Origin of the sequence: Marinobacterium lacunae, assembly GCF_000705555.1 — a bacterium.
In the GTDB taxonomy this organism is placed as follows: domain Bacteria; phylum Pseudomonadota; class Gammaproteobacteria; order Pseudomonadales; family Balneatricaceae; genus Marinobacterium_D; species Marinobacterium_D lacunae.
The window spans coordinates 79,027-105,900 of sequence record NZ_JMQN01000057.1 but is presented as its reverse complement, the minus strand read 5'-3'; the positions used below and the strand labels follow the sequence as shown (position 1 = coordinate 105,900).

Annotated in this window: 19 protein-coding genes and 1 tRNA gene; 10 read left to right on the top strand and 10 right to left on the bottom strand. The window is 54.6% G+C overall.

Features of this window, described 5'->3' with window-relative positions:
• Position 1 precedes the first annotated feature (1 nt).
• From bamC to ADIMK_RS18535, 4 genes are all read left to right on the top strand, one after another.
• Positions 2-1,408 (top strand): NlpB/DapX family lipoprotein, encoded by a 1,407-nt coding sequence (gene bamC / locus ADIMK_RS18550; RefSeq protein ID WP_036191221.1) that lies wholly within the window; start codon positions 2-4, stop codon positions 1,406-1,408.
• 50 nt (positions 1,409-1,458) lie between these two features.
• The gene (gene purC / locus ADIMK_RS18545; protein ID WP_036191220.1) at positions 1,459-2,172 is read left to right on the top strand and encodes a phosphoribosylaminoimidazolesuccinocarboxamide synthase; all 714 of its coding nucleotides are present in this window, start codon (positions 1,459-1,461) and stop codon (positions 2,170-2,172) included.
• 248 nt (positions 2,173-2,420) lie between these two features.
• Complete coding sequence (locus ADIMK_RS18540; protein WP_036191218.1) at positions 2,421-7,250, top strand: NAD-glutamate dehydrogenase; 4,830 nt, start codon at positions 2,421-2,423, stop codon at positions 7,248-7,250.
• A 94-nt stretch (positions 7,251-7,344) separates the two neighbouring features.
• On the top strand, positions 7,345-8,298 hold the full coding sequence (locus ADIMK_RS18535) for a 2-hydroxyacid dehydrogenase (RefSeq protein ID WP_036191217.1): 954 nt from the start codon (positions 7,345-7,347) through the stop codon (positions 8,296-8,298).
• 14 nt (positions 8,299-8,312) lie between these two features.
• On the opposite strand, the gene ADIMK_RS18530 is transcribed toward ADIMK_RS18535, so the two are convergent.
• Both ADIMK_RS18530 and rlmD read right to left on the bottom strand, forming a co-directional pair.
• The gene (locus tag ADIMK_RS18530; protein WP_036191216.1) at positions 8,313-8,954 is read right to left on the bottom strand and encodes an RluA family pseudouridine synthase; all 642 of its coding nucleotides are present in this window, start codon (positions 8,952-8,954) and stop codon (positions 8,313-8,315) included.
• Positions 8,948-10,303 (bottom strand): 23S rRNA (uracil(1939)-C(5))-methyltransferase RlmD, encoded by a 1,356-nt coding sequence (rlmD, locus tag ADIMK_RS18525; RefSeq protein ID WP_081849864.1) that lies wholly within the window; start codon positions 10,301-10,303, stop codon positions 8,948-8,950. Before rlmD ends, ADIMK_RS18530 begins: the two co-directional genes overlap by 7 nt.
• Positions 10,304-10,462: 159 nt before the next feature.
• Here rlmD and ADIMK_RS18520 point away from each other — a divergent pair, with 159 nt between their 5' ends.
• Positions 10,463-11,455 (top strand): glycosyl transferase family protein, encoded by a 993-nt coding sequence (locus ADIMK_RS18520; protein ID WP_036191215.1) that lies wholly within the window; start codon positions 10,463-10,465, stop codon positions 11,453-11,455.
• Here the strand turns inward: ADIMK_RS18520 and ADIMK_RS18515 are convergent.
• On the bottom strand, positions 11,452-12,633 hold the full coding sequence (locus ADIMK_RS18515) for a cation:proton antiporter domain-containing protein (RefSeq protein WP_036191214.1): 1,182 nt from the start codon (positions 12,631-12,633) through the stop codon (positions 11,452-11,454). The genes ADIMK_RS18520 and ADIMK_RS18515 overlap by 4 nt on opposite strands.
• Before the next feature lie 147 nt (positions 12,634-12,780).
• Between ADIMK_RS18515 and nfuA the strand changes: the two genes are divergently transcribed.
• From nfuA to ADIMK_RS18490, 5 genes are all read left to right on the top strand, one after another.
• Positions 12,781-13,374: a Fe-S biogenesis protein NfuA gene (gene nfuA / locus ADIMK_RS18510; RefSeq protein WP_036191641.1), complete on the top strand. Its 594-nt coding sequence runs from the start codon at positions 12,781-12,783 to the stop codon at positions 13,372-13,374.
• 294 nt (positions 13,375-13,668) lie between these two features.
• A complete protein-coding gene (lon, locus tag ADIMK_RS18505) occupies positions 13,669-16,092 on the top strand; it encodes an endopeptidase La (protein ID WP_036191213.1) in 2,424 nt (807 codons plus the stop codon).
• A gap of 136 nt (positions 16,093-16,228) precedes the next feature.
• Positions 16,229-16,504 (top strand): HU family DNA-binding protein, encoded by a 276-nt coding sequence (locus tag ADIMK_RS18500; protein WP_036191212.1) that lies wholly within the window; start codon positions 16,229-16,231, stop codon positions 16,502-16,504.
• 29 nt (positions 16,505-16,533) lie between these two features.
• Positions 16,534-16,610, top strand: a tRNA-Asp gene (locus tag ADIMK_RS18495).
• Positions 16,611-16,714: 104 nt separating this feature from the next.
• Positions 16,715-18,589 (top strand): SurA N-terminal domain-containing protein, encoded by a 1,875-nt coding sequence (locus ADIMK_RS18490; protein WP_036191211.1) that lies wholly within the window; start codon positions 16,715-16,717, stop codon positions 18,587-18,589.
• A 47-nt stretch (positions 18,590-18,636) separates the two neighbouring features.
• On the opposite strand, the gene ADIMK_RS18485 is transcribed toward ADIMK_RS18490, so the two are convergent.
• From ADIMK_RS18485 to gloB, 7 genes are all read right to left on the bottom strand, one after another.
• Positions 18,637-20,238 carry an ABC transporter ATP-binding protein gene (locus ADIMK_RS18485; protein ID WP_036191210.1) on the bottom strand — a complete coding sequence of 534 codons (1,602 nt, stop codon included), beginning with the start codon at positions 20,236-20,238 and terminating at the stop codon, positions 18,637-18,639.
• Positions 20,235-21,260: an ABC transporter permease gene (locus tag ADIMK_RS18480; RefSeq protein WP_036191209.1), complete on the bottom strand. Its 1,026-nt coding sequence runs from the start codon at positions 21,258-21,260 to the stop codon at positions 20,235-20,237. Before ADIMK_RS18480 ends, ADIMK_RS18485 begins: the two co-directional genes overlap by 4 nt.
• 3 nt (positions 21,261-21,263) lie before the next feature.
• A complete protein-coding gene (locus ADIMK_RS18475; protein WP_036191208.1) occupies positions 21,264-22,364 on the bottom strand; it encodes a microcin C ABC transporter permease YejB in 1,101 nt (366 codons plus the stop codon).
• Complete coding sequence (locus tag ADIMK_RS18470; protein WP_231517089.1) at positions 22,364-24,169, bottom strand: extracellular solute-binding protein; 1,806 nt, start codon at positions 24,167-24,169, stop codon at positions 22,364-22,366. Before ADIMK_RS18470 ends, ADIMK_RS18475 begins: the two co-directional genes overlap by 1 nt.
• A gap of 64 nt (positions 24,170-24,233) precedes the next feature.
• Positions 24,234-24,488 carry a hypothetical protein gene (locus tag ADIMK_RS18465; RefSeq protein WP_051693109.1) on the bottom strand — a complete coding sequence of 85 codons (255 nt, stop codon included), beginning with the start codon at positions 24,486-24,488 and terminating at the stop codon, positions 24,234-24,236.
• The gene (locus ADIMK_RS18460; protein ID WP_197027582.1) at positions 24,488-25,771 is read right to left on the bottom strand and encodes a LysM peptidoglycan-binding domain-containing protein; all 1,284 of its coding nucleotides are present in this window, start codon (positions 25,769-25,771) and stop codon (positions 24,488-24,490) included. The genes ADIMK_RS18465 and ADIMK_RS18460 overlap by 1 nt, the downstream gene beginning before the upstream one ends.
• Positions 25,772-25,985: 214 nt before the next feature.
• Positions 25,986-26,759 (bottom strand): hydroxyacylglutathione hydrolase, encoded by a 774-nt coding sequence (gene gloB, locus ADIMK_RS18455; protein ID WP_036191207.1) that lies wholly within the window; start codon positions 26,757-26,759, stop codon positions 25,986-25,988.
• Between the last annotated feature and the right edge of the window lie 115 nt (positions 26,760-26,874).

Here is a 26,874-nt window from a genome sequence, read left to right as displayed (position 1 = left end):
CATGAGCAAAAAGGTTTCTCACACTTTACTGGCGCTGAGCCTTGCAGCCGCGTTGAGCGGCTGTAGCATGCTGGAAGACAACCCGATCTACGGTGAAAATGGTCTGGTGCGTGACCGTGGCCAAGATTACGAGCAGGCAAATGCCCGTGAGCGTTTGAAGCTGCCTCCGGGAATGCGTGCGCGCCAGACGCAGGATCAACTGACGGTACCGGAGGTGGCGACTACAGCGTCCTCTCGTCAGGGGGATTTCGAAGTGCCGCGTCCGGAATTTTTCTACGTTGAGGCGGGTACCGATAAAGTCAATCTCAAACGGGAGGATGGTGAACGCGTTCTCGTCGTGGATGAACCGATCGCTGATGTTTGGGTAAAGCTTCAGGAGTTTTGGGCATTCAACAATATCGTCCTTTCCCGCGTCGACCCCCGTCAGGGGGTGATGGAAACCGATTGGATAACGCTTGAGGGTGACAGCTACAGCTTTGTTGACGGCTGGATCAAACGACTGACCTTTCAGGACATCGAGGGTGACAGCCGTAACAAGTTGCGCGTAACTCTGCGTCCGGACCCTGAAAACTACCAACGCACCTCTGTTCGCATGCAACATGTGAAATTTCCGCTCGCGCAGGAGGTTAGCTCAATTGACTGGGATAATCAGGCGCGTGACGTGGAATATAAGGCGGACATGATGTTCGAGATGTTGCGCTTCCTGAGCAAGTCCACCGAACCGGATGCCCAGAGTCTGCTCGCGATGCAGAGCAAGAAGCGTACTGGCGCGCAGCTTGGACGCGATTCACGTGGTCATCCCGTGTTGCGCATGTCAGCGCCGATCGATGAGTCTTGGGATCAGTTGAACGTTGCGCTTGATAAGACGGATATCGATGTCGGTACCCGTGATCAGAATGCTGGCATGGTGTACCTGACATACACGACGACGACTCCGGTGGACGATACAGAACGGATGGGCTTCTTCGAGTGGCTACATTCCGATCGAGAGGAGATCAAACTCGACACCAGCGTGGTGGAGTCGGCTTTGGGATTGGGTGAAGACGAAGACGATCCGAACGCGATTCAATACAGCTCCGGCAAATCGACTTCTGCTGATGGCGAGGGTGCTGATGGCGAGTTGGCCGCATCTGACCTGGCTGATCCGAACAACCCTGCTAACCAGGAAGGGTATAAGATCTGGTTCGGTGGCAAGGTGTTGTACGTATTCGGTGGCAAAGAGAAGGGCGTGTTCAACTCGCAGACTAATGCGTATGAACATACCGGTCGTTACCAGTTGAAGATTAACCGTACGCGTAATGGAGTCTTCCTGTCGGTATTGACTGATCAGGGCTTGGCTGCCCCCGATTTGGTCGCGGAGGAGATCCTCTGGGCCCTTAAAGACCACCTGCCGCAGAGCGACAGTTGAGTAAGATCCACTTTTTGAATGACTGTGGTTCAGGTTTTTTGGAGAAATTGATGGAAAAGCGAGAAGAGCTTTACAGTGGTAAGGCCAAGTCGGTCTTCAGTACAGACGATCCTAACTTGATGGTACTGGAGTTCCGGAATGATACATCTGCATTCGACGGTAAAAAGGTCGAACAGCTGGAACGTAAAGGCATGGTGAACAACAAGTTCAACGCCTTTATCATGCAGAAGCTTGAAGATGCCGGTATCCCGACTCATTTCGTTCGCCTGTTATCGGATAACGAGAGCCTCGTAAAGCGCCTTGAGATGATCCCAATCGAGTGTGTTGTACGCAATGTTGCCGCCGGTTCTATCTGCCGCCGTTACGGAGTGCAGGAGGGGATGGATCTCCATCCGCCGACGTTCGAGTTCTTCCTCAAGAATGACGCACTCAGCGATCCAATGGTAAACGATTACCACATCGAGTCATTTGGTTGGGCCACCAAGGAGCAGGTTGCCAAGGCGAAGGAGCTGACCTTCGCGGTGAACGACGTGTTGAAAAAGCTGTTTGATGACGCGGGCATGCTGCTGGTCGATTACAAGCTTGAGTTTGGCATGTCCGATGGCCAGCTCGTGTTGGGGGATGAATTCTCTCCCGACGGTTGCCGTATCTGGGATAAGGAAACCCGCAAGAAGCTGGACAAAGACCGCTTCCGCCAGGGCCTTGGTGGTGTAATCGAGGCCTATGAAGAGGTAGGTCAGCGCTTGGGTATCAATTTCGGCTAAGGTCGTTGTTGGTTCCGTGCGCAAGGCGCGATGACTGAAAAACCCCGGCAATAGCCGGGGTTTTTGCGTTTAAAAGGGATATATCTGTAAGAAATTACTTACAGGTTGCCAAAAGGTAAAATATTTTTACCTGATAAGGCGTATTCATGTGGAAAAATGAATGGTTCAGTATCATCATTGCATCGCAATCCTCCGAGCCCTGGTCTAGCTTTAGGAGGAGGAAATCTAAGCCCGACGGAGAGAGGCAGATGTCAGAACGGCGCACAGAACAAAAAAATAAGATATTGAACCAGCTCGGTGAGATGATCACCACCCGCGTTCCCGAGCGGGACGTACACCCCGTCATTGATTTCATGCAACAGTATTACCGAGTCTCGCCCGTTGAAGAGCTTGCCGAGCGCAGCCTCGACAACCTTTATGGTGCGACGCTCTCCTGCTGGGAGCATCTCCAGCAGTGGGATGGCGAAAACCAGAAAGTCCATGTGTTTAACCCGGATCTTGAACGCCATGGTTGGCATTGCGGACACACTGTCATCCAGATTCTGCACCGCGATATGCCCTTCCTGGTCGACTCTGTACGTATGGAGCTAAACCGTCGTGGACTGTCGATCCATGTCGTTCACAGTGGTGTTATCAACGTAGAGCGTGACAAGAAAGATGCCAGGGTGACGGCTAGCGGTGATAAGGCCTCTCGTGAAGCGCTTATCTATATCGAAGTTGATCGCCACAGCAATGCTGACGAACTCAAGAGCATCGAATCCGGTTTGGCGGAGGTTTTGGCAGAGGTCAGGGTTGCTGTTGAAGACTTCGATGCCATGCGTGAGCGTGTAGATGTATTGCGCAAAGAGGTGTCAAAACTCTCAACGCCGGATAAAGATGCCTGCAAAGAGGCGTCTGAGTTTCTTGGGTGGATGCTGCAGAATCGCTTCACCTTCTTGGGTTACGAGGAGGTGGAGTTCGACGGGAGTGGCGAGGAGTTGCAGGTTGTTCATCTAAGCGACAGCGCTTTGGGTGTATGTCGTCTACAGAAGCGAGACAAGGTCGTACCGCGGTCGCAGGAGCACTGCTTCCTGCTGACGCCTCAGCCGCTTATGTTCGCCAAGGACGATCAGCGCTCGCGCGTTCACCGGCCTGCATACCGTGACCTCGTTGTTATCAAACGTTTCGATACAAAGGGCAATGTGACGGGCGAATGTCGCTTCTACGGTTTGTATACGTCTCCGGTATACGTCGAGTTGCCCCAGAATATTCCCGTCTTGCGCCGACGGGTTGATTATGTGCTGAGTAAAGCTGGGTTTACGCCAGGCGGAAACAGTGCCAAGTCTCTGGCTCAGATTCTGAGTGATCTGCCTCGTGACGAGTTGCTGCTGTCGACGCCGGCTGAACTGTTCAATAATGCCATGGGCGTGTTTAACCTCCAGGAGCGCCGCAAGGTGCGTCTTCTGGGGCGTCGTGATGCCTGCGGTAAGTTTTATACGCTCTTGTACTATGTGCCCAGGGATATTTTTAATACCGCACTGCGTACTCAGGTACAGGAGTTGCTGGTTAATCGACTGGGAGCGCGGGATTCCGAGTTTACAACCTATTACAGCGAGTCGGTTCTGACACGTGTGCATTTCGTGCTGCCGGTTGATCCGGATAGCGAAACGAAATTCGATCTTGCCGAGCTTGAAGCGGAAGTTGCTGAACTGTCCCGCTCTTGGTCGGATGAGTTGCACCACGCACTGGTGGACGCATCGGGCGAGGAGCGTGGCAATCATTTGGCCAACCGGTACCGCAACGCATTCCCATCCGCCTATAGAGAGCATTTCACTCCCAGCAGCGCTGTGTTCGATGTCGAGCATATAGAGCGTCTCGATCAGGGACAGCGGATCAGCATGAGTTTCTATCGTCAGATAGAGCAATCCCGGGATCTCCTCAAGTTCAAGCTGTTCAACCGTACCGATCCTCTGGTGCTGTCCGACATCATCCCGCTGCTTGAGAACCTCGGGATGCGTGTGGTCGGTGAGCATCCTTATATGGTTCGCCGACATGACGGTGAACGCTTCTGGATTCACGACTTCACGCTGTATTACAACAGCTCTGAGACTGTCGATCTGGAAGAGGTTAAACAGATCTTCCAGGAGGCGTTTTTCAATATCTGGAGCGGTCGGGCTGAAAACGACGAGTTTAACAGGCTCGTTATCGGTGCTCGCCTGAACTGGCGAGAAGTGGCGATGCTGCGGGCGTACGCGCGGTACAACCAGCAGATCCGATTTGGTTTCAGTCAGCCATACATCGCCGATACCCTGTCTCGCCATCTGTATATCACCCGGTTATTGGTGGCGCTGTTCAGGGCTCGTTTTGAGCCGGAGCGACAGAGTAGCGCCAAAGTACAGGCACTGGCCGAGCGTATTGCGGGCAGCATCATAGATGCGTTGGATAAGGTTGATAACCTTAACGACGACAAGATTCTGCGCCGTTACCTTGAGCTGATAAGGGCTACTCTGCGCACCAACTACTTCCAGACCAATGCCGAGGGTGAGCCGAAGGATTACTTCGTATTCAAGTTAAATCCGCACGAGATAGCGGACATCCCACTGCCGCGGCCTATGTTCGAGATATTTGTCTACTCGGCACGTGTAGAAGGTGTGCACCTGCGAGGCGGCAAGGTCGCCCGAGGCGGTCTGCGCTGGTCTGATCGCCGGGAGGACTACCGCACCGAAGTGCTGGGTCTGGTGAAGGCGCAGCAGGTCAAAAACGCGGTGATCGTGCCGGTGGGGGCAAAAGGTGGTTTTGTTGCCAAGCAACTGCCGACCAATGGCTCTCGGGAAGAGATTCTGGAAGAGGGTATCAATAGCTACAAGACCTTCATCCGAGGTCTGCTCGATGTGACCGACAACTATGTTGACGGTGCAGTGGTGCCTCCGCCTGAACTGGTGCGCCATGATGAGGACGATCCATACCTCGTGGTAGCGGCAGACAAGGGTACTGCAACCTTCTCCGATATAGCGAACTCCATTGCCGAAGAGTTCGGCTTCTGGCTGGGCGATGCCTTTGCATCAGGCGGATCTCAGGGTTATGACCACAAGAAAATGGGTATAACGGCCCGTGGTGCCTGGGAATCGGTCAAACTGCATTTCCGTGAACTGGGTATTGATACGCAGACACAACCGTTCACGGTTGTGGGTATCGGCGACATGGCGGGCGATGTGTTTGGCAACGGCATGCTGATGTCTGAACATATCGAATTAGTTGCGGCGTTTAACCACCTGCACATTTTCATTGATCCCCAGCCGGATGCTGCGGCCGGCTTTGCCGAGCGCAAGCGACTGTTCGACCTTCCTCGCTCAAGCTGGGCAGACTACAACGAGAAACTGATCTCCTCCGGTGGCGGCATCTTCTCGCGGGCTGCCAAGTGGATCGACATTTCACCGCAGATGAAAAAGCGTTTTGACATCAAAGAAGACCGTCTTGCGCCCAATGATCTGATCTCGGCGCTGCTGCGTTCGCAGGTTGATCTGATCTGGAACGGTGGTATCGGTACCTACGTCAAAGCGAGCTTCGAGTCTCACGCTGATGTTGGTGACAAGGCGAACGACGGACTGCGTATTGACGGCCGCGATCTGCGCTGCCGGGTGCTTGGCGAGGGTGGTAACCTCGGCTTCACCCAGCTCGGTCGAATCGAGTTCTCCCTCAAGGGCGGGGCGTGTAATACCGACTTTATCGATAATGCCGGCGGGGTCGATTGCTCGGATCATGAGGTTAACATCAAGATCCTGCTCAATGAGGTTGTCAGCAATGGTGATCTCACCGTAAAACAGCGCAACAACTTCCTTCGGGAGATGACCGATGAAGTGGCTCAGTTGGTTCTGCAAAACAACTACAGCCAGGCGCTGGCGATCAGTATCGCCCAGGATCAGGTGCGTCGCTCAGTCGATGACTATCGCCGTTTGATCAATGAGCTTGAAAGCGATGGCCGACTGGTTCGTGCGCTGGAGTTTATTCCGACAGACGATGTGATTGTCGAGCGACACGAGCGTGGCGATAACCTGACACGTCCAGAGCTCTCGGTGTTGATCTCCTATGTCAAAGCCAAGCTCAAAGAGGTGCTCACCAGCAGCTGGCTGCCCAGTGATGAATACGTTGCGCGTGAGGTGCAGGGTGCTTTTCCATCCGCGCTGGTTGAGCGCTATGGCGAGCAGGTCAATAGCCATCGTTTGCGGGCCGAAATTCTGGCGACCCAGGTGGCCAACGGCATGATCAACCGGATGGGTATCACTTATCCTTTGCGGATGCAGCAGTCAACCGGACGTGACGTGGCCGATATTGCCGCTGCCTATATAGCCGCGCGGGATATTTTCGGCATGAATGTGCTCTGGGATCAGATGGAAGAGCTCGATAACCGGGTGCCTGCGCAGATGCTTCAGGGCATGATGTCCGATCTGCAGCGTCTTGTGCGTCGTGCCGCCAACTGGATACTCAACACCTATCGCCAGCAGCTTGAGCCTGCTCAGCTTGTGAACCAGTTCCGTCCCGGCGTTGAAGCCATGGCGCTGAAGCTGGCCGAGCGACTGACCGGTGAGCCGCTTGAAGCCTGGCAGGCACGCCATGATGAGCTGGTGAAAGAGGGCGTTCCGGCAGATCTGGCGGTGCAGGCCGCATCTTTCGATAGCCTGTACACCCTGCTGGGTATTATTGCGACCGAGCAGCAGACCGGAGAACCGCTTGATCGTGTGGCGGATGTCTACTTCATGTTGGGTGATCGTCTGGAACTTTACCGTGTCGATCGCCAGATCAAGGCCATGAAGCAGGACAGTCACTGGAAGTCGCTGGCGCGAGATGGGTTCCGCGAGGAGCTCAACACTCAGCAGCGCGCTATCACGTTTAGCGTACTGACACGTGCTTGCGGTGTTGACGAAGATGCCGAGGGCAAGGAGTCCAGTCAGGTGTGCGTTGAACGTTGGCTCGAGGCCAATCAAGTGCTGCTTGCACGTTGGAATCAAATCCTTGCGGATTTGAGCTCCGTCAGCGAACCCGACAGTGCTGTATTCGCAGTCGCAATTCGCGAGCTGGTGGAGCTGGCTCACAGCAGCTGATACGTCTGCAGCCCTGTGTCGAGCAGGGCCGCAGTATCGGTTAAAGTAGAGGGGTGGACGGTAGGTCCACCCCTTTTTTGTTATGGAGTGACCGATGCGAGCTGTATTTCTGGATACCGAAAGCCTGGACGATCTTGATCTGAGCCCTATTCGCGATTGCGTGGATGAGCTGGTTTGCTACAGGGGCACATCGCCCGATCAGGTGGATGAGCGCATAGCGGGTTTTGAGCTGGTGATCGTCAACAAAGTTGTCCTGACGGGCGAGTCGATCGCCACGGCTGACGGCCTTAAGCTGATCTGTGTTGTGGCCACAGGGGTCAACAATGTCGACATCAAGGTTGCCTGTGAGCGTAATATCCCCGTGTGCAATGCACAGGGGTATGGCGTCACATCGGTTGCACAGCATGTGATAACCCAGATGCTTGCCTTGCATACGCACATAATCGATTACGACCGTGCAGTACGGGCAGGGGATTGGGCCCGTGCAACGCAGTTTTGCCTGCTGGATTATCCGATCGTAGAAGTGGAAGGGCGCACGCTTGGGATAGTGGGGCACGGGGCGCTGGGGCAGGCTGTAGGGCGGTTGGCAGAAGCCTTGGGCATGAGGGTCATTGTCTCTGCTCGGATAGGAAGTGATGATGTCCCTGAGGGGCGCGTAGCGTTTGGTGACGTGGTTGAGCAAGCCGATGTCATCAGCCTGCACTGCCCGTTGAATGACGACACGCGTAACCTGTTTGATGCGGATGTGTTAGCGAGGATGAAGCCTGGTGCGTTTTTGATAAATGCCGCACGGGGTGGAATCGTAAATGAGCAGGCTTTGTCAGATGCGCTGCGCTCAGGTCATCTTGGCGGTGCCGCAGTGGATGTGCTTACTGAAGAGCCGCCACGCAACGGCAACGTGCTGTTCGCAGACGATATACCCAATCTGATCCTGACGCCTCACTGTGCGTGGGGTAGCTTCGGGGCACGCTCTCGGATTATTGAGCAGACCGCTGAAAACATTCATGCCTATCTGGACGGTCGAAGGGTGCGTTGTGTAAATCTCTGACAAGGGTGATAGGCCTAGAACGGGCAGAGAGAGGAAAACGCCATGCGCTGTCCGGTTGCGGGGTGGTTCAGACTGAGGTATTCCGCGTGGAGCAGTAGTCGAGTGCTGAGGTTCTGCACGGATTCGGGTGCATAAAAGGCGTCACCCAGAATTGGGTGTCCAATCGCCTGCAGGTGGACGCGCAGCTGATGGGACCGCCCGGTGACCGGGTAGAGTAATACGCGCGTTCCCAAGTCGTTGGTTTCGAGTCTATGCCAACGCGTGAGAGCGTTTTTGCCCTGAACGTGATCGACGATCTGCAGCGGTCGGTTTTCCCAATCGCACCGAAGCGGAAGATTAATCTCTCCCTTTTCCTGATCCGGCGCGCCATGCACGATAGCCTGATAACGCTTATCGGTTTGTCTTTCCTGAAACTGAATACTCAAGGCGCGGTGAGACTCGGCGGTGAGCGCGAGGACCATCAGCCCTGAGGTTGCATAATCCAGACGGTGGACGATGCGTGCAGTTGGATGGCTACGCTGTGCGCGCTTCCACAGGCAGTCTTGCTTGTCGGGCCCTTTGCCGGGTACCGATAACAGATTGGCGGGCTTGCTGACGACCAGTATGTCATCGTCTGAATAGAGGACTTCCGGGCAGGACGGCTTTATCTCTAACATTCAAAAAGCGCCATCGATTCGACATGGGCAGTGTGTGGGAACATGTCCATCACCGAGAAACGAGTCATCCGGTATCCAGCTTCGACCAGAAGTTGTGCATCGCGAACCAGAGATGCGGGGTTGCAGGCGATGTACAGTACCGCGCGTGCACCATAGTTTCGCAGCTGGCGAACGCACTCTTCGGCGCCTGCGCGTGGCGGGTCGAGCACAATAAGGTCGAATTCCTTGCGACTGGCTTGCTGATACCAGAGTGTGTCGCGAATATCCTGACTGAGATCGCTTTTGTAGACGCTGATATTTTGCAAGGCGTTGGAGGCGGCATTGCTTTTTGTACGTTCCACCATCTCGGCTGAGCCTTCGACACCGACCACCTCGTGTGCGTGAGTCGCCAGAGGTAGAGTGAAGTTGCCCAATCCACAGAAAAGATCCAGCACGCGCTCGTCCGCTTGCGGGGAGAGCCACGCAAGCGCCCGAGACACCATCTGCCGATTGATATGGGCGTTGACCTGCAGAAAGTCGCCCGGCGCAAAGCGTAGTTCAGGACCCTGAGCGCCGAGAGAGTAGCTCAGCTCTGGTGCCGATGTCGGGATCTCTTCCAGCGTTTCCCGATTGCTTTGAAGAAACAGTTTGAAACCCAGACGATTGCAGATCGTTTGAATGTCAGCAACTAACGTATCGTTCAACGCTCGGGTGATTCTCAATGTAAGTGCGCCGGATGCATCGCCACAGCTGATATCGATATGGGTTAAATGCTTGAGATTGCCTGCTTCGCGCAACAGGGAACCCAGTGCTGCAAGCAGTTCGTTGATGCGAGGCTCAAGAACAGGGCAGTGATCGATATTGATCAGCTTATTGCTGTTTTGCCGGCGGAACCCGATCAGGAGTTCGCCATCGGCCCGTTGGTTGACGCCAATGCGCGCGCTTCTTCTGTATCCGAATTCGGGTGAGTGAAGGGCAGTATCGATAAGCTCGGGCTCGATGTGGGCAAAACGCTTCAGTTGATCGAGTACGAGTTTCTCCTTGTACTGAATTTGGGCTTCAGCGTTCAGGTGTTGCAGTTGGCATCCACCGCAGCGATCGACATAACGGCAAGGCGGTATTTGTCGCTCAGGGCTTGCGCTGATTATCTCAAGCGCCTCCGCTTCGTCGAAACGCTTATGGCGATTGACAATGCGAGCCAGAACCCGTTCACCGGGCAGAGCACCCGAAACGAAGAGCGTTTTTCCTTCAGGTCTGGCAACGCCGCGGCCTTCAAGGCTGAGGTCTTGAACATCCACTTCCAGTTGGCTCGGTGTGGCGGTAGCGCTTTGGCGTACAGGGCCACCGAATCGGACACGCTTTCGACTCATCGGAGTAATCCCGCAAAAATAGCTGGGCATTCTAAAGTTGCCGTTAACTATTGTCACGCAACGGGCATTTTACCGTCTGCGCAGTCACAGAGTGCTGTTGTAGAATAGACACATGCAGTGCCCCTAGTGGGCCATTTTATTCATTGGAGGACAGTCTGTATGGCTCAGGAGCATCCATTCGCTCAGTATGTTCGGATTTTGGGGAAGGGCAAGAAGGGTAGTCGCTCGCTCACCCGGGACGAAGCACGTGATGCGATGGGTATGATTCTGGATGGCGGCATTCGGCCGGAGCAGCTGGGCGCTTTTCTCATGCTGTTACGTGTCAAAGAGGAGGCCCCGGAAGAGTTGGCGGGCTTTGCCGATGCGGTCAGAAGCCGTTATCAGCCGCCGGAGGGTATATCCGCCACGGTGGATTGGGCCACTTATGCGGGTAAAAAACGTCATCTTCCCTGGTTCATGTTGGTGGCATTGGTGTTGGCGGAACAGGGTACCCCGGTCTTTATGCACGGTGCGCGTGGTCATACGGCCGGACGACTGTATAGCGAAGATATGCTGGGTGTCTTTGGCATAGAGGCGTGTGCCAGTTGGGGGGACGTTGATCGTGCGCTTGAGCATACAGGGTTCGCATTCATGTCGATCGATCGCCTGTGCCCGCCACTTGGCGAGATTATTCAGTTACGTAACATCTTGGGGTTGCGATCGCCGGTTCATACCTTGTGCCGCATGCTGAACCCACTCGATGCTGAAGTGACCATCGACGGCGTGTTTCACCCCCCCTACGCACCTATGCACCAGAAGACTGCTCAGTTACTCGGGACCCATCAGGCTGTCACGGTACGAGGCGATGGTGGCGAAGCTGAGGTCAAACCCGATAGTGATTGTGAGCTGCACTGGATCATTAACGGTGAATTGGGAACGGGCGTCTGGCCCCGGTTGTACCCTCAGCGACTGGTCAAGGATGAGCAGCTTGATCCAAAGGATCTTCTGAGACTCTGGCGCGGCGAGCTGAATCATCCTTATGGTGAGGGGGCGGTTATATCGACGCTGGCCATGGTGTTGCGTCTACTGCAGCCGGATCAGCCGGTCGAAACCGACCGTCTGATCGAGCAGGCGCGTGAGCGATGGGAGGCTCGGGACCGCCGACGTTTTTAATCCCGGCGTAGCTTGTCCGAAACCGCGATGGGTGATGGGTAACGGAAAATCACCACATAGGTCGAGAGCAGGAAGCTAAGAATAGCGGTAGCCTGAATAACATGAGAGGCCTCTGTGCCGATCAGTCCGCTGGCAAATGCCAGATAGGCGATCAGCAGAGAAAACTCGCTGATCTGTCCGAGGCGAAAACCGATCTCCCATCCGGTATCGGCAGACTCGCTGATGCCCTGAAGCAGGTACCGGAATATCACTGGTTTTAATGCCAGGACTGCGGCGGTGAGTGCCAGTGCCGGAAGAAGGATGTCGTCAATCAACGTGAGGTTGAAGCTGGCACCGACCGAGAAGAAAAACAGAATCAGGAAAAAGTCGCGAAGTGGCTTCAGGCTAGTCGCAATGTACTGTGAGATAGGGCTGGTTGCCAGTGCCACGCCTGCGATAAACGCGCCCATCTCGGCGGAAAGTCCCACATACACCGCGCCCTCTGCAAGCCCCAGGCACCAGCCGATAGCGGCCAGAAATATATACTCGTGAAAGCGGTCGAAGCGCTGCAGCAGTGGCAGCAGTACCCAGCGTACAAAGCCCCAGGCAAAGAGGGCCAAAAGCGGCAGGGCCAGCATGGAGCGGGCGAAGTTCATGCCAGCACTTATGTCGGTTGAGGACGATTCCCCGCCGCTATTGAGCAATAGCAGTACAAGAATGGCGACAACGTCCTGAAGCAACAGAAGGCCTACAACGAGCTCACCGGTGTGACGGTGGTGAAGCACCGTCGTCGGCAATAGCTTAATGCCGATAATAGTGCTGGAAAACATCAGTGCCGCGCCCATGACAAGGGATTCGATCTGCGAGAATCCGAAGACGATACCGGCACCATAGCCGATACCCATAAAGGCGACAGAGCTTGCGATTGCGACCAGCGTGGCTTTGCGCAGCATATGAAGCAGATGGGCGGGCTGCATATCCAGGCCAAGCAGAAATAGCAGGAATATGATGCCGACATGTGCGATATCGGCAAGCAGGTTGGTATCGGATACGGCCCCGATGCCCCAAGGACCCAGCGCCGCTCCGAGCACGACATAGGCGACGAGTAGCGGTTGTCGGGTGTAAAGCGCGATGGAGGCTAGAATGGCCGCCCCACTAAAAATGAGGAAAAACGAAAAAACAACCGAATGCTCAGCCATGCTCAGTCTCCTTACTGCTGGGGGCTCAGTTTATCAGAGTACAGGCGGGCGCTGCAGCCGTTGTTGTAATACCTTATAAATTTACTCGGGTTTAATAAAGGTGTATGCTGGGCGCTGTTCGAATTGTACTGATAGGTTTTGTGAATGATGGATATCAACGTTACCCAAGGCGCTGAATCATACCTGGCCGAGCTACTGGCCAAGCAGGAAGTTGAGGGGATCGCAGTACGTCTGTTCGTGACCCAGCCCGGTACACCCTATGCCGAAACCTGTCTGGCATATTGCCGTCCCGACGAGGTTAACCCTGAAGATGAGATTCTCGACTTCGAGCAGTTGCGCTTCTACATTGAGCGAATCAGCATCCCGTATCTGGAAGAGGCGACTATCGATTTCGCTCAGGATCGCATGGGTGGACAGCTGACGATCAAGGCACCCAATGCCAAGGTCCCCAAGGTATCGGCGGACAGCCCTATCGACGAGCAGATTAACTATATTCTTTACTCGGATATCAATCCTGGCCTTGCGGCCCACGGCGGTGAAGTAAAGCTGGTTGAGTTGGTCGAAGCTGAAGCCGGAAAAATCGCTATACTGCGTTTTGGTGGCGGCTGTCAGGGTTGCAGTGCCGTCGATCTGACGTTGAAAGACGGCGTTGAGCGGACGCTTCTTGAGCGGGTGCCTGGATTGGCAGGCGTGCGCGATGTGACCGACCATACCGAAACCACCAACGCATACTACAAGTAGTACACATTTAAGGCGGAGCGATCGCTCCGCCTGCTGTTGCCACGTTGCGACACGTCACATATCACTTGGCGTCGCGGTCAAATGAAAACCGCTTATGCTGCTCCAATATTCACGTTGTGATGTTTGTGGGGCTGTCGCATAGCTGTTATAACTTCAGATAAACCCACCTCTACCCGCCGTAAAGCAAATTGATCCCTACCGGTTGCAATATCGTGATCGGCCCCCATAGAAGGATCAAATCCAGATTTTTATGCATCCGCCCCAAGGCTGGTGCGCTGCAAAGAGGCACTCATCATGGATCAACATGAAGCAAACGAAGCGGTGACCGTAGAGCTTCCAGTACTTCCACTTCGCGATGTGGTCGTCTACCCGAACATGGTCATCCCGCTCTTTGTCGGTAGGGAAAAGTCTATTCAAGCACTTGAGCTTGCGATGGAAAGCGACAAGCAGATTCTGCTGATCGCCCAGCGCAGTGCCTCAGATGATGAGCCCTCGTTTGACGATCTGTTCAAGACCGGTACCGTAGCCACCGTGCTGCAGATGCTTAAGTTGCCGGATGGCACAGTGAAAGTGCTTGTCGAGGGTGAAGAGCGTGCACGTGTTATCGAGATGGCTGATCGTGAAGATCACTATTCGGCCATCGTTGAAGTGCTCCACATCGACAATATCGGTGAGTCCGAAACTGATGTGTATAAGCGCACAGCGCTTGATCAGTTTGAGCGATACATTCAGGTCAACAAGAAGATCCCGTCGGAAGTGCTCGCATCGTTGCAGAACATCGATGATGTCAGCCGTTTAGCCGACACTGTGGCGGCGCACATGGCGCTCAAACTCGACGAAAAGCAGAACCTTTTGGAGATGCTGAGTGCTCGCCAGCGCCTTGAGCACCTCATGTCACTGATGGAGGCCGAGATCGATCTGGTTGAGGTCGAAAAGCGGATCCGTGGCCGTGTTAAAAAGCAGATGGAGAAGAGCCAGCGCGAGTACTACCTGAACGAGCAGATGAAGGCGATTCAGAAAGAACTCGGTGACATGGATGAGTCCGGCGGCAGTGATCTTGATGAGCTGCAGCGCAAGATCGAAGCTGCCGGCATGCCGAAAGAGGCGCTGGACAAGTCCCTGGCGGAATTCAACAAGCTGAAAATGATGTCTCCGATGAGCGCGGAAGCTACCGTGGTTCGTGGGTATATCGACTGGATGCTGCAGATTCCCTGGACCAAGAAGACCAAGGTTCGCATGGATATGAAGCGGGCCGAGAAGATTCTCAACGAAGATCACTACGGTCTCGAAGAGGTCAAACAGCGTATCCTCGAATACTTGGCAGTCCAGAAGCGAGTCAAGAAGCTGCGTGGCCCTATTCTCTGTCTTGTTGGCCCTCCAGGGGTGGGTAAAACCTCTCTTGGCCGCTCGATCGCACGCGCAACCAACCGCAAATACGTTCGGATGGCGCTCGGCGGGGTGCGTGATGAGGCTGAGATTCGCGGCCATCGTCGGACCTATATCGGCTCGATGCCGGGCAAACTGATTCAGAAGATGTCCAAGATCGGCGTCAAGAATCCGCTGTTCCTGCTTGATGAGATCGACAAGATGGGCATGGATCATCGCGGTGATCCGGCTTCGGCACTGCTTGAAGTGCTGGATCCTGAACAGAACAGCACGTTCAACGACCATTATCTTGAGGTGGATTACGATCTGTCCGATGTGCTGTTTGTCTGTACATCGAACTCGATGAATATTCCGGGGCCGTTGCTCGACCGTATGGAGATCATCCGGATTCCGGGCTACACCGAAGATGAAAAACTCAATATTGCGCGTAAGTACTTGATACCGAAGCAATTGAAGCAAAACGGCCTGAAGGCAAACGAGCTTGATATCGACGACTCAGCCGTTATCGATATTATTCGCTACTACACCCGCGAGGCGGGCGTGCGTGGCCTTGAACGAGAAATTGCCAAGGTCTGCCGCAAGGTGATCAAGGAGATCACGCTGGGCGGTAAAGCCAAGGCTCCGCGCGTGACGGGCGAGGATCTTGAGCACTATTGCGGTGTTCACAAGTTCAAGTTCGGCATGGCGGAAGAGCAGGATCTTGTCGGCCACGTCACAGGATTGGCGTGGACACAGGTTGGCGGCGATATACTCACTATCGAAGCCGCTGTGGTGCCTGGTAAGGGACGTTTGACCCATACGGGCTCCCTGGGCGATGTGATGAAGGAGTCGATTCAGGCGGCCATGACGGTCGTCAGAAGCCGTGCACGTACCTTGGGTATTCGTTCCGACTTTCATGAAAAGCATGATCTGCACATCCATGTGCCGGAAGGTGCTACACCCAAAGATGGTCCGAGTGCGGGTATAGGAATGTGCACTGCGCTGGTTTCTGCACTGACTCAGATCCCGGTACGTTCAGAAGTTGCGATGACCGGTGAGATCACTCTTCGCGGGCAGGTGTTGCCAATTGGCGGGCTCAAGGAGAAGTTGTTAGCGGCGCACAGGGGCGGCATAAAAACCGTGATAATCCCTGACGAGAATCAACGCGATCTTAAGGAGATTCCGGACAATATCAAAGCCGATCTCGACATTAAGCCGGTAAAATGGATCGACGAGGTGCTTGATATAGCGCTCTCCTACCAACCGAAACCCTTGACCGAGGAGGAGGATAAAGTGGTTGCGGGGGAGGCGTCGAACGGGAAGAGTGAGTCTGGTCAATTGAGCACTCATTAGCCACAGGCCGCGGAATAAAAGGGCTGCGGCCAGTTGACACCCGTTTTGGGCAGTTGGTATAAAGTGCCTGACTACACGCTGGGTAAGAATTTCAGTTATACAAAATAACGACTCGATACATTAAAAGGGGAACAATGTGAACAAGTCTGAACTGATCGACGCAATTGCCGATTCGGCCGATATTCCGAAGGCAGCAGCTGGTCGTGCACTGGATGCCGCTCTGGAAGCTGTTACAGGTGCTCTGCAGAAAGGTGAATCGGTTGCGCTGGTAGGTTTCGGTACCTTTTCAGTGAAGGAACGTGCTGCCCGTACCGGCCGTAACCCGCAGACCGGTAACCCGATCGAAATCGCGGCAGCCACTCTGCCGACATTCAAGCCTGGCAAGGCTCTGAAGGACGCTGTTAACAAGTAACAGATCGCTCCGTTTGCTGATCAGGTTCGGGAGCGGTAGTTCAGCTGGTTAGAATACCTGCCTGTCACGCAGGGGGTCGCGGGTTCGAGTCCCGTCCGTTCCGCCAGATCGAGAAAAGCGCATTCAACCTGAATGCGCTTTTTTGTTGAACCTGTTCCGGATTTTTAGATCAATTCAGAGCATCAAACCAAAACAGGGTTATTGCAGACAATGCTTCAAACCATCAGGGAAAACTCTCAGGGCATAATCGCTAAAGGGATTGTGGGCCTGATCGTGCTGACGTTCGCGCTTTGGGGCGTTGAGTCACTGGTCAGCCTGACCAACAAAGAGCCCGCGCCAGCTGAGGTTAACGGCGAAGACATTACCAAGCAGGAACTGTTTCAGGGGATGGAGCTTCAGCGCCGTCAGCTGTTGGCCCAGATGGGCGAAAACGCAGACCCGTCGGCGATCGATGAAAACATGCTTAGGCAGATGGTTATCGAAAGCCTGATCTCGCGGAAGGTTCTTTTGCAGTCTGCAAAGGATATGGGTTTCCACCTGTCTGACCAGATGGTCGATCAGATAATCGTGTCCACACCCCAGTTCCAGGTCGACGGTAAGTTCGACCGCGATCAGTATGAGGCGGTATTGCGCAGCGCCGGGTTCACTCCGCTGATGTACCGCGATCTGATTCGCAAGGAAAAACTTATTCAGCAGGCTCAAGCAGGTTATGTGCTGTCTGAGTTTGCGACCACAGAAGAACTCAAACGCTTGATCGCTCTGGACCGCCAGACACGCGATCTGGCGTACGTTACGCTCAAGGCCGACCCGGAAGCCGTTAATGTGACCGAAGACGAAATACAGGCCGAATACGACGCTCAGGCGGCCTCTATGGTCACCCAGGAACAGGTGGCGGTCGACTATGTCCTTCTGGATCGCGCAGCACTGGCCAAGCCTGAGCAGGTGACCGAGGCTGATATCAAGGCCGCATACGACCAGATGGTTGCCGGTTTCAAGTCGGAAGAGGAGCGTTCTGCGCGTCACATTCTGATCGATATCAACAGTGATCGTGATGCGGATGCGGCCTTGAGGCGCGCCCGTGAGTTGCGCGATGAGATAGAGTCAGGAGCCGACTTTGCTGAGGTTGCGAAGCGCGAATCGGCGGATCTTGGTTCGGCCCAGGAAGGGGGCGAGCTCGGATTTAACGGCCGCGGTGTATTTGTCGAGCCTTTCGAAGATGCTCTGTTTGCGCTTAAAAAGGGAGAGGTCTCAGAGCCGGTCCGTACTGAGTTCGGGTATCACCTGATCAAGCTTGAAGACGTGAAGGAAACCGAAGTGCCGACACTGGCTGAAGCTGAAGCTGATTTGCGCGAGCAGGTGGCTCAGGCGAACGCCGAGCAGGATTATGTCGCAGCGCTTGAGCGACTCTCGGACCTGGCGTTCTCATCCAATGATCTGCAGGCTGCTTCAGAGGAGTTGGGTCTGAAGATTCGCTCCACCGACTTCTTCTCACGTGCAGGCGGTTCTGATCTAGTCAGTACCTCGCAGAAGGCGATTGATGCCGCATTCAGCGATCAGGTGTTGAATGAGCGTTTGAACAGCGATCCGATCGAACTGGATTCCGGTCGTACTCTGGTGCTTCATGTGAGAGACCACAAAGAGCCGCATCAGTTGGCCCTTGATGAGGTGCGCGATCGTCTTGAGGCACAGCTGCGCGGTGAAAAGGCCGCGAAAGCACTGAATGAGAAAGCGGACAGCTGGTTGGCTGCCCTGCGTGAGGGACGCTCACTTGCTGATATCGATGCCACAGCTTCCTGGGAAATTGTCACTGGTGTTGAACGTGGTGCTCAGGCACTGCCGAGCGCTGTTGTGCGTACGGCGTTCTCGATGCCGCGCCCGGCAGAGGGCGTTGCTCGCTACGACAGCGTTGCGATGAACGGGGCGCGTGCGATTGTGGCACTCAATGCGGTGACAGATGGTTCGGATGAACTGAGTGAGGATGAGCAGAAGTCTCTTTCTACCGTGATCGCCAATCAGCGTGGGCAGCAGATCTACCAGATGCATTCTGACGCACTGCGCAAGAGCGCGGAAGTCGAGATCAACTAGTATCGGGTGCTGTGTTCAGAAAAAAGCCGGCTATCTAGCCGGCTTTTTTATTGCTCCTTAAGCCCCGCGGCGTGCAGTAGTTCGCGGGTATAGGGGTGATGGGGCGTATAAAAAATGGCGTCTGCAGGCCCGCTTTCGACAACCTTGCCTTTGTGCATGACTAAGACGTTATGACTTAGTGCACGCACGACTGACAGATCGTGACTAATGAAGAGGTAGCTCAGTCGATAGCGCCGCTGCAGGTCAAGCAGCAGTTCCACGATCTGTTTCTGAACGGTGCGGTCCAGCGCCGATGTGGGTTCGTCAAGCACGATCAGCTCAGGTTTTAAAATCAGTGCGCGTGCGATGGCGATCCTCTGGCGTTGTCCGCCGGAAAATTCGTGGGGATAGCGGTGGCGAACATCGGGGTCGAGGCCCACATCGCGCAAGACCTGTATGACTCTTGCTTCGATCTCTTCGTTATCCTTTATGCCCTGTACACCCAGACCTTCGGCAACGATGTCGGCAATGGGCATTCGCGGGCTCAGGCTTCCGTAGGGGTCTTGAAACACAATCTGCATCTGCTGACGCAGGGGTTTGATTTCGGACTGCTTGAGCTGGTCGACGGATTGATCCTTGAATCGAATCTTTCCCTGAGATGCTGTCAGGCGCAAAAGCGCCATGGCGAGGGTTGTTTTACCCGAGCCGGACTCGCCGACGACGCCGAGCGTCTCGCCTCTCTGGAGCTTTATCGAGACTCCGTCAACCGCCTTGAAGTAATCAACCGTTTTCTTAAACAGTCCCTTCTTGATCGGAAACCATACCCGCAGGTGATCGACACTGAGTAGAGGTGCCGGGGTGTCGTTAAGTATGGCAGGGCGGCCTTGAGGCTCTGCATCAAGCAGCTTTCGCGTATAGGGGTGGGCTGGCGCCTCAAAAAGCTGGTCGCACTGTTGCTGCTCGACAATTTCGCCTTGGTACATGACACAGACATTGTCGGCATAACGACGCACGATATTAAGGTCGTGCGTGATCAGCAGTACGGACATCCCGAGCTTTTGCTGCAGATCTTTCAGCAGTTCGAGGATCTGCTGCTGAATGGTTACATCCAGTGCGGTGGTCGGCTCATCGGCGATCAGAAGCTCGGGCTCATTGGCCAAAGCCATGGCGATCATCACACGCTGGCGCTGGCCACCGGAGAGTTCGTGAGGGTAGTGGCCGAGGCGCTCCTCGGCGCTATCGATGCCAACGAGCTCCAGTAACTCCAGCGCACGGGCGTGAGCGGCTGGTCCTTTGATCCCGCGGTGCAATCGAAGTGTTTCGGTAATCTGACGTTCGATCTTGTGTAGCGGGTTGAGTGAAGTCATCGGCTCCTGGAAGATCATGCCAACTCTGTTGCCGCGTATCTCTCTTAAGCGCGCCTCGCTTGCCTGTAGCAGGTCTTCGTCTTGGTATATAACCTGTCCGCTGGGGTAGAAGGTCTGGTGTGCAGGCAAGAGCTTCAGAATTGACAGGGCTGTGACTGATTTTCCGGAGCCGGATTCCCCAACCAGGGCGAGAGTTTTACCGCGCTCGAGCGTAAAGCTGACACTTTTCACCACCGGTGTGCTTTGGGCGGCATTACCAAACCCGACCGAGAGGTCTTTGACTGAGAACAGGGTCTGGTTCATAGGGTCTTCCTTGGGTCAAAAGCGTCGCGTACCGCTTCGCCAATAAAAATCAGCAACGTCAGCATTAGAGATAACGAGACAAACGCGGTGATGCCAAGCCAGGGAGCCTGCAGGTTCTCTTTGCCCTGAGCAACGAGCTCACCAAGGGAGGGCGAACCCGGAGGCAGGCCGTACCCGAGAAAGTCCAAAGCGGTGAGCGTTACAATCGCGCCGTTGAAAATAAACGGCATGAACGTCAGCGTGGCGACCATGGCGTTGGGCAGCACATGCCGATACATGATCAGGTGATTGCTAAGGCCCAGTGCCTGTGCGGCGCGCACATACTCCAGATTGCGGCCGCGCAGGAACTCTGCCCGTACCACATCGACCAAATTCATCCAGGAAAACAGCAGCATAATGCCGAGTAGCCACCAGAAGTTCGGCTCGACCAAGCTTGCCAGAATGATCAGCAGAAACAGAACTGGCAGTCCCGACCAGATCTCAATAAAGCGTTGAAACAGGAGATCGAATTTCCCGCCGTAATAGCCTTGTGTTGCACCGGCAACGACACCGATCGCCGAGCTTATCAGCGTCAGAACCAAGGCAAACACCACCGATATACGAAAGCCATAGATAACGCGGGCAAGAACGTCCCGCCCCTGATCGTCGGTACCAAGCCAGTTCGTCGAGGAGGGCGGGGAGGGTGCCGGTACCGGCAGATCGTAATTAATGGTGTCATAGCTGAACCGGATGGGTGGCCAGAGCATCCATCCACCGGCGTCTGTTATCAACGTTTGTATATAGGGGTCTTTGTAGTCCGCCGGTGTGTCAAATTCGCCTCCGAATGAGAGCTCCGAGTAATCGAACAGCAAGGGGGTATAGAGCTCATGGTTAAATTTGACCAAAAGCGGTTTGTCATTTGCGATGAGTTCCGCGGCGAGGCTGGTTAAAAACAATGCAAGAAAGATCCAAAGAGACCAATACCCTCTTCGGTTTTTCGTAAAGGCGCGCACACGTCTTTGTTGGATGGGCGTCAGTTTCACCGCTTACACCTCCCGGCTTTCGAAATCGATGCGGGGATCGACGAAGGTGTAGGTGAGGTCGGAGACAAGTTTCATGATCAGGCCGATAAGCGTGAAAATGTAAAGCGTGCCAAAGATAACGGGATAGTCTCGGTTGATAACGGCTTCATAGCCCAGCAGGCCAAGCCCGTCCAACGAGAAAATAACCTCTATTAACATGGAGCCGGTGAAAAATATTCCGATCAGTGCGGCCGGCATTCCGGCGATGATCAGCAGCATCGCATTACGAAAGACATGACCGTAGAGGACCCCTGACTCAGTGAGCCCTTTTGCTCGGGCGGTCAGTACATATTGTTTGTGTATCTCGTCGAGAAAGGCATTCTTGGTCAGCATCGTGAGGGTTGCAAAGCTGCCGACCACCGATGCCAGCACCGGTAGGGTGATATGCCAGAAATAGTCGCGAATCTGCTCACCAAGGGTCATTTCGTCGAATCCCGGTGAGGTCAAGCCTCGCAGCGGGAACCACTCAAGATAGGTCCCTCCGGCGAAAACGACGATCAACAGAATCGCAAACAGGAAGTTGGGAATGGCATAGCCCAGAATAACGACGCTGCTTGTCCAGACATCGAAGGACGATCCATCGCGCACAGCTTTGCGTATGCCCAGCGGCACTGAAATCAGATACGTCAGCAGTGTTGTCCAGAGGCCAATCGAGATTGAAACCGGCATCTTCTCGATAATCAGTTCAACCACGCTTTTGTCGCTATAGAAGCTTCGGCCGAAATCAAAGCTTAGATAATCGCCCAGCATCTTGAAAAAGCGTTCATGGGCCGGCTTGTCGAATCCGTACATCTCTTCTATCTGTGCGACGAGAGTGGGATCGAGCCCCTGTGCACCTCTGTATCCGCTGCCAGTGCCGCTGTTATTGCCAGGAGCGGCTGCGACATCAGATTGAACGCCTGAACCGATGCGGTTGCTGGCATCGACGCCGAGCCCTTGAAGGTGGGCGATTGTCTGCTCGACGGGCCCGCCTGGGGCAAACTGCACAATAAGAAAGTTAAGAAGCAGGATGCCGAACAGGGTCGGGATCATGAGCAGTAAGCGTCTAAAGATATAGGCTGCCATCAGGGCTTGATCCACCAGGTGTCAAATCCGAGATCGTAGAGCGGTGAGCGCTCAGGCATAGCGAACTTGTCCCAGTAGGCGATGCGATAAGCGCTCAAATGGTATTGCGGTATCACATAATGGTTCCACTGAAGAACGCGATCAAGCGCGCGACAGCGCAGTACGAGTTGTTCCCGATCCGGTGCCTGGATGATCTGCTCAACCAGATAGTCGATCGCCGGATTCTTGATACCAATATAGTTGCGGCTGCCGACCTGATCAGCCGTGCTGGAGTGCCAGTATTCGCGCTGCTCGTTGCCGGGGGAGTTGGATTGCCCGAACCCGCTGACGATCATGTCGAAGTCGAACTGGCGCAACCGGTTGATGTATTGGGAGACATCGACAATACGAATGCGAGCCGTGATGCCCATGCGTTCCAAATTTCGAATCATCGGCGCCACAACACGTTCGAAGCCTTTTTGTACAAGCAGGATTTCGAAGTCGAAAGTATCGCCCTGCTTATTCTTCAAAACCCCATTATCCAGCTCCCAGCCTGCCTCTTTCAGCAGTCGAAGTGCGGTGCGTAACTGGCCTCGAATTTGGCCATCACCATTGGTGCTGGGGGCTTTGTAGACTTCGGTAAAAACTTGTGGTGGAACCTGATCACGTATCGGCTCCAGAATTTCGAGCTCTTCCGGCGTTGGTAGAGCGGTGGCCGCCATTTCCGAATTCGAGAAGAAGCTGTTGCTGCGCGTGTAGGCGCTGTAAAACAGATTTTGATTGGTCCATTCAAAGTCAAAAGCATAGGCAAGTGCTTCGCGGACGCGGGTATTACTGAACATTGGGCGTCGCGTGTTCATGATGAACGCTTGCATGCCTGCCGGGTTTTCGTTGTGAACGCTCTTCTTGATGATGCGCCCATCGTCAAACGGGGCGCCGGTATAACCGGTAGCCCAGTCCTTGGAGGTGTACTCCTGCCGGAAGTCGTATTCTCCGGCTTTGAACGCTTCAAGCGCGACGGTGGTGTCGCGGTAATAGTCGTAGGTGATTCGGTCGAAGTTAAAGCGGCCGTGATTAACGGGAAGATCCTGGCCCCAGTAGTCCGGGTTGCGTTTGTAGGTAACTGAACGGCCGGCATCAAAGCTCTCGACTACATACGGACCGGATCCAATGGGGATGTCGAGGCTCGGTTTGGTGAAGTCCCGGTTCTCCCAATAATGTTTAGGCAGTATCGGTACTTCTCCGACAATCAGGGGCAGTTCCTTGTTGTCGGTCTCGCCAAATTCAAAGCGTACTCGGGTAGGGCTTAACGCCTTGATATCGGAGATTCCGGCATAGTACGCCCGGTAGAAAGGGGCGCCCTGTTCTCTCAGTAGCTTGAAGGTGTAGATAACATCGTCGGCCTGTACCGGCTCACCATCGCTGAATCTCGCGTTATCCTGCAGCTCAAATTCGATCCAGCTCCTGTCCTCGGGAAGGTAGATCGCCTTTGCAAGGCGGCCATACTCTGAGAACGGCTCATCCTGAGATTTTTCGGTCAGGCTGTCATATATCATTCCTATACCGCTAGCTTCCGTGCCCTTGATGATGAACGGGTTGAAGCTGTCGAAAGTGCCAAAGCCCGATAGGCGCACATCACCGCCTTTGGGGGCTTCGGGGTTGGAGTAGTCGAAGTGGGTGAAGTCTGGTGGATACTTGAGGTCGCCGTGCATGGCGATACCGTGTGAGGCTGCTGGCATCTCGCTTGCCGCATATGCGCTTGGCAATGTCATGGCCAAGGATAGGATCAGAGCGCGGATAATGGATCGTGATTTGCGATGGGACACTGCATACTCCCTGTGATATCAGCCGCTTACAGATAACTTCTTACTGATCAGGTGAGACAGTCGATTAGCCTTTGGGTTCAAATGCCTGGGCAAGCGCCTCCAGTCTGCGGTGGCGTTCGGAACGCTTGACGCCCGACTCACGCAGTGAGAGATCTGCCTCAACCAGGTGCATGTGCAATTCTGTATTCTGTCCGGCCAATCCGCGAATCAGGTCCTGATCGATCCAGTTGCGAATACGACGAAACAGATACCATTTGAACAGCACGGCCAATACGACCGAAACGGCGATGATAAATAGACTCAGAGCGTCCAATTTCATTAACCCGGGTCACGACTGTCAGGATATAGAATCAGGTCTTGTCCGGGCCTGAGGCTTCGGACATCGCTGATGCTGTTCCAGTCTGCCAGTTGCTCGGTGCTGACGCCATAGCGTCGCGCAATATTCCAAAGGTTGTCGCCAGTGCTGACGCGGTGAACCTTTCTGTGGCCTAGAGTCTTGTCGGCGGTTGCCACCACCGTGCCGGTATTGGCTGGGGAGGGGATCAGTAGCGTGTTGCCGGCACGAATACGGTTCGAGTTCAGGTTGTTGCTTTTACGTATGACCGATACGCTGGTGTCGAACCTGTCGGCGATCTGCGAAAGAGTATCGCCGGCGCGGATCTTGTAGCGGGCCCAGCGTACGCGTTCAGATGCCGGCAATTGCTTCAGCCTATCTCTGAATCTGTCGGCGTTGGCTATCGGCACTAGAAGGCGGTGAGGGCCTTCCGGATCTGTAGCCCAGCGGCCAAAGCCGGGATTCAGGCGCTTGATCTCTTCGATATCGACTTCGGCAAGACTCGCTGCTTTCGCCAGCTCGATCTGGCCGTCGATATCGACAATAGCGAAGTAGGGCTTGTTGGCTAAAGGAGGGAGCTTAACGCCCAGTTGGTCAGCCTCTTTGATTAGTCGCGCAACGGCAATCAATTTTGGGATGTAGCGGCGGGTTTCCCTGGGCAGCGACAGGTTCCAGTAATCCGTCGGCTTTCCGGCGTCTGCGTTGCGTTTAACTGCGCGTGCCACACAGCCTTCGCCACAGTTATAGGCGGCCAGTGATAGGAGCCAGTCGCCCTCGAACCGCTCATTGAGATACTGGAGGTAATCCAGAGCGGCTTCGGTGGATTGGATAATGTCGCGTCGGCCGTCGTACCACCAGGTGTTTTTGAGTCCGAAAATCGACGCAGTGCCCGGAATGAATTGCCAGGCCCCGGCGGCGTGGCTTGGTGACAGTGCCAGGGGGTTGTATCCGCTCTCAATGAAGGGCAAAAGCGCAATTTCGGCAGGCAGGTCACGCTCGAGAACCTGATTGAGAACAAAATAGTAGTAATTGGCAGCGTGCTCTGATGCCGTCTCCATATAGCGATTGTGCTTCAGGTACCACTCCAGCTGGGTGTCGACGCTGGCTTGATCGATATGCGGTTCGAGTTGGAGGTTGTCACGAGTGAGCGACCATAAGTCGCTCGGGTGCTGGCTTTTTACGAGGGTGTTCGGTTGGTTTTTGCGGTGTGTCTGACGCCATTGTTCAAACCGAACGGTGCCCGGATTGTCTCTGCGTTGCTCCGCCATACTCGCGGGCTGATTTTTGGTGGTTGCTGTTTGACAACCTGCCAGTAAGAGCCCGCACATGAGCGCAGCTGCTACGTTTTGAATCCCCGGCTTCAAACCACCAACCCCCTGAAATGCAAAATAATCCGACGCATTTTATGGGGGTGTTACAGACGCGTCAAACTTAACCGTGCGGTTAGCCGTGTGTTTGAATTTCCCAGTTGAGGCGTATCATTTAAAACTGGTTTTTCCACTCCCTGAGTGCCGACAGTACTTCAACAGAAGTGCTGAGTGACGACCCTGTATGTCGCTCGGCGGATTCGATGACGCTCTGGACGCTTGTGCGCATGAAGGGGTTAATCATCTTTTCGCTGGCAATCGCGGAGGGCAGGGTGGGTGTGTCCTGAGCGCGGAGGGCCCGGCATTTGTCGATTGTTGCTGCGATCTCCTTATTGTTCGGTTCTACAGCTTGCGCGAATGCAAGGTTGGAGAGCGAGTACTCATGAGTGCAGTAGACGAGTGTGGCGTCGGGTAAAGAGGCGAAGTACTCCATGGCCTCATGCATCTGTGTAGCGGTGCCCTCAAAGAGTCTTCCGCATCCCGCCAGAAAAAGCGTATCGCCGCAGAACAGTTGGGGCTGATCCTGAGCCTGCAGATAACTGATGTGATCGAGGGTGTGGGCAGGTACTGCTTTGATTTCGAGCACGTGACCCAGGATCGAGATGCTGTCACCGTCTTCCAGATGATGCGTAATACCGTTGAATGGCGAGTTCGCAGGTCCATAAACGGGTATATCCCTGGAATAGGTCAGCTCGGGCACGCCGCCGGTGTGATCGGCATGGTGATGGGTAATAAGAATGGCGTTTAGCGTAAGGCCGTTTTCTTTCAGATAGCGCTCGACGGGTTCTGCATCGCCAGGGTCAACGACAACGACCGTGTCGGGGTTGGGGCCCTGAAGTGCCCAGATATAGTTATCGCGAAAAGCTGGAATGGGAGTTACGCTGTACATCGTGCATTGCCTCATCTTGTCCGAAGCGTTCAAAAGGCTGTGTTGCCCCTGATAGAGAAGCTTCTCCGGTACAGGCATTTATGCTCTCGCCTGTACGCTATAGACTTGTGCTTCG

Bases quoted from the DNA above. Each gene is read 5' to 3' on its own strand.
- bamC (WP_036191221.1), top strand. From the start codon at position 2: ATGAGCAAAAAGGTTTCTCACACTTTACTGGCGCTGAGCCTTGCAGCC.
- purC (WP_036191220.1), top strand. From the start codon at position 1,459: ATGGAAAAGCGAGAAGAGCTTTACAGTGGTAAGGCCAAGTCGGTCTTC.
- ADIMK_RS18540 (WP_036191218.1), top strand. From the start codon at position 2,421: ATGTCAGAACGGCGCACAGAACAAAAAAATAAGATATTGAACCAGCTC.
- ADIMK_RS18535 (WP_036191217.1), top strand. From the start codon at position 7,345: ATGCGAGCTGTATTTCTGGATACCGAAAGCCTGGACGATCTTGATCTG.
- ADIMK_RS18530 (WP_036191216.1), bottom strand. From the start codon at position 8,954: ATGTTAGAGATAAAGCCGTCCTGCCCGGAAGTCCTCTATTCAGACGAT.
- rlmD (WP_081849864.1), bottom strand. From the start codon at position 10,303: ATGAGTCGAAAGCGTGTCCGATTCGGTGGCCCTGTACGCCAAAGCGCT.
- ADIMK_RS18520 (WP_036191215.1), top strand. From the start codon at position 10,463: ATGGCTCAGGAGCATCCATTCGCTCAGTATGTTCGGATTTTGGGGAAG.
- ADIMK_RS18515 (WP_036191214.1), bottom strand. From the start codon at position 12,633: ATGGCTGAGCATTCGGTTGTTTTTTCGTTTTTCCTCATTTTTAGTGGG.
- nfuA (WP_036191641.1), top strand. From the start codon at position 12,781: ATGGATATCAACGTTACCCAAGGCGCTGAATCATACCTGGCCGAGCTA.
- lon (WP_036191213.1), top strand. From the start codon at position 13,669: ATGGATCAACATGAAGCAAACGAAGCGGTGACCGTAGAGCTTCCAGTA.
- ADIMK_RS18490 (WP_036191211.1), top strand. From the start codon at position 16,715: ATGCTTCAAACCATCAGGGAAAACTCTCAGGGCATAATCGCTAAAGGG.
- ADIMK_RS18485 (WP_036191210.1), bottom strand. From the start codon at position 20,238: ATGAACCAGACCCTGTTCTCAGTCAAAGACCTCTCGGTCGGGTTTGGT.
- ADIMK_RS18475 (WP_036191208.1), bottom strand. From the start codon at position 22,364: ATGGCAGCCTATATCTTTAGACGCTTACTGCTCATGATCCCGACCCTG.
- ADIMK_RS18465 (WP_051693109.1), bottom strand. From the start codon at position 24,488: ATGAAATTGGACGCTCTGAGTCTATTTATCATCGCCGTTTCGGTCGTA.
- ADIMK_RS18460 (WP_197027582.1), bottom strand. From the start codon at position 25,771: ATGGCGGAGCAACGCAGAGACAATCCGGGCACCGTTCGGTTTGAACAA.
- gloB (WP_036191207.1), bottom strand. From the start codon at position 26,759: ATGTACAGCGTAACTCCCATTCCAGCTTTTCGCGATAACTATATCTGG.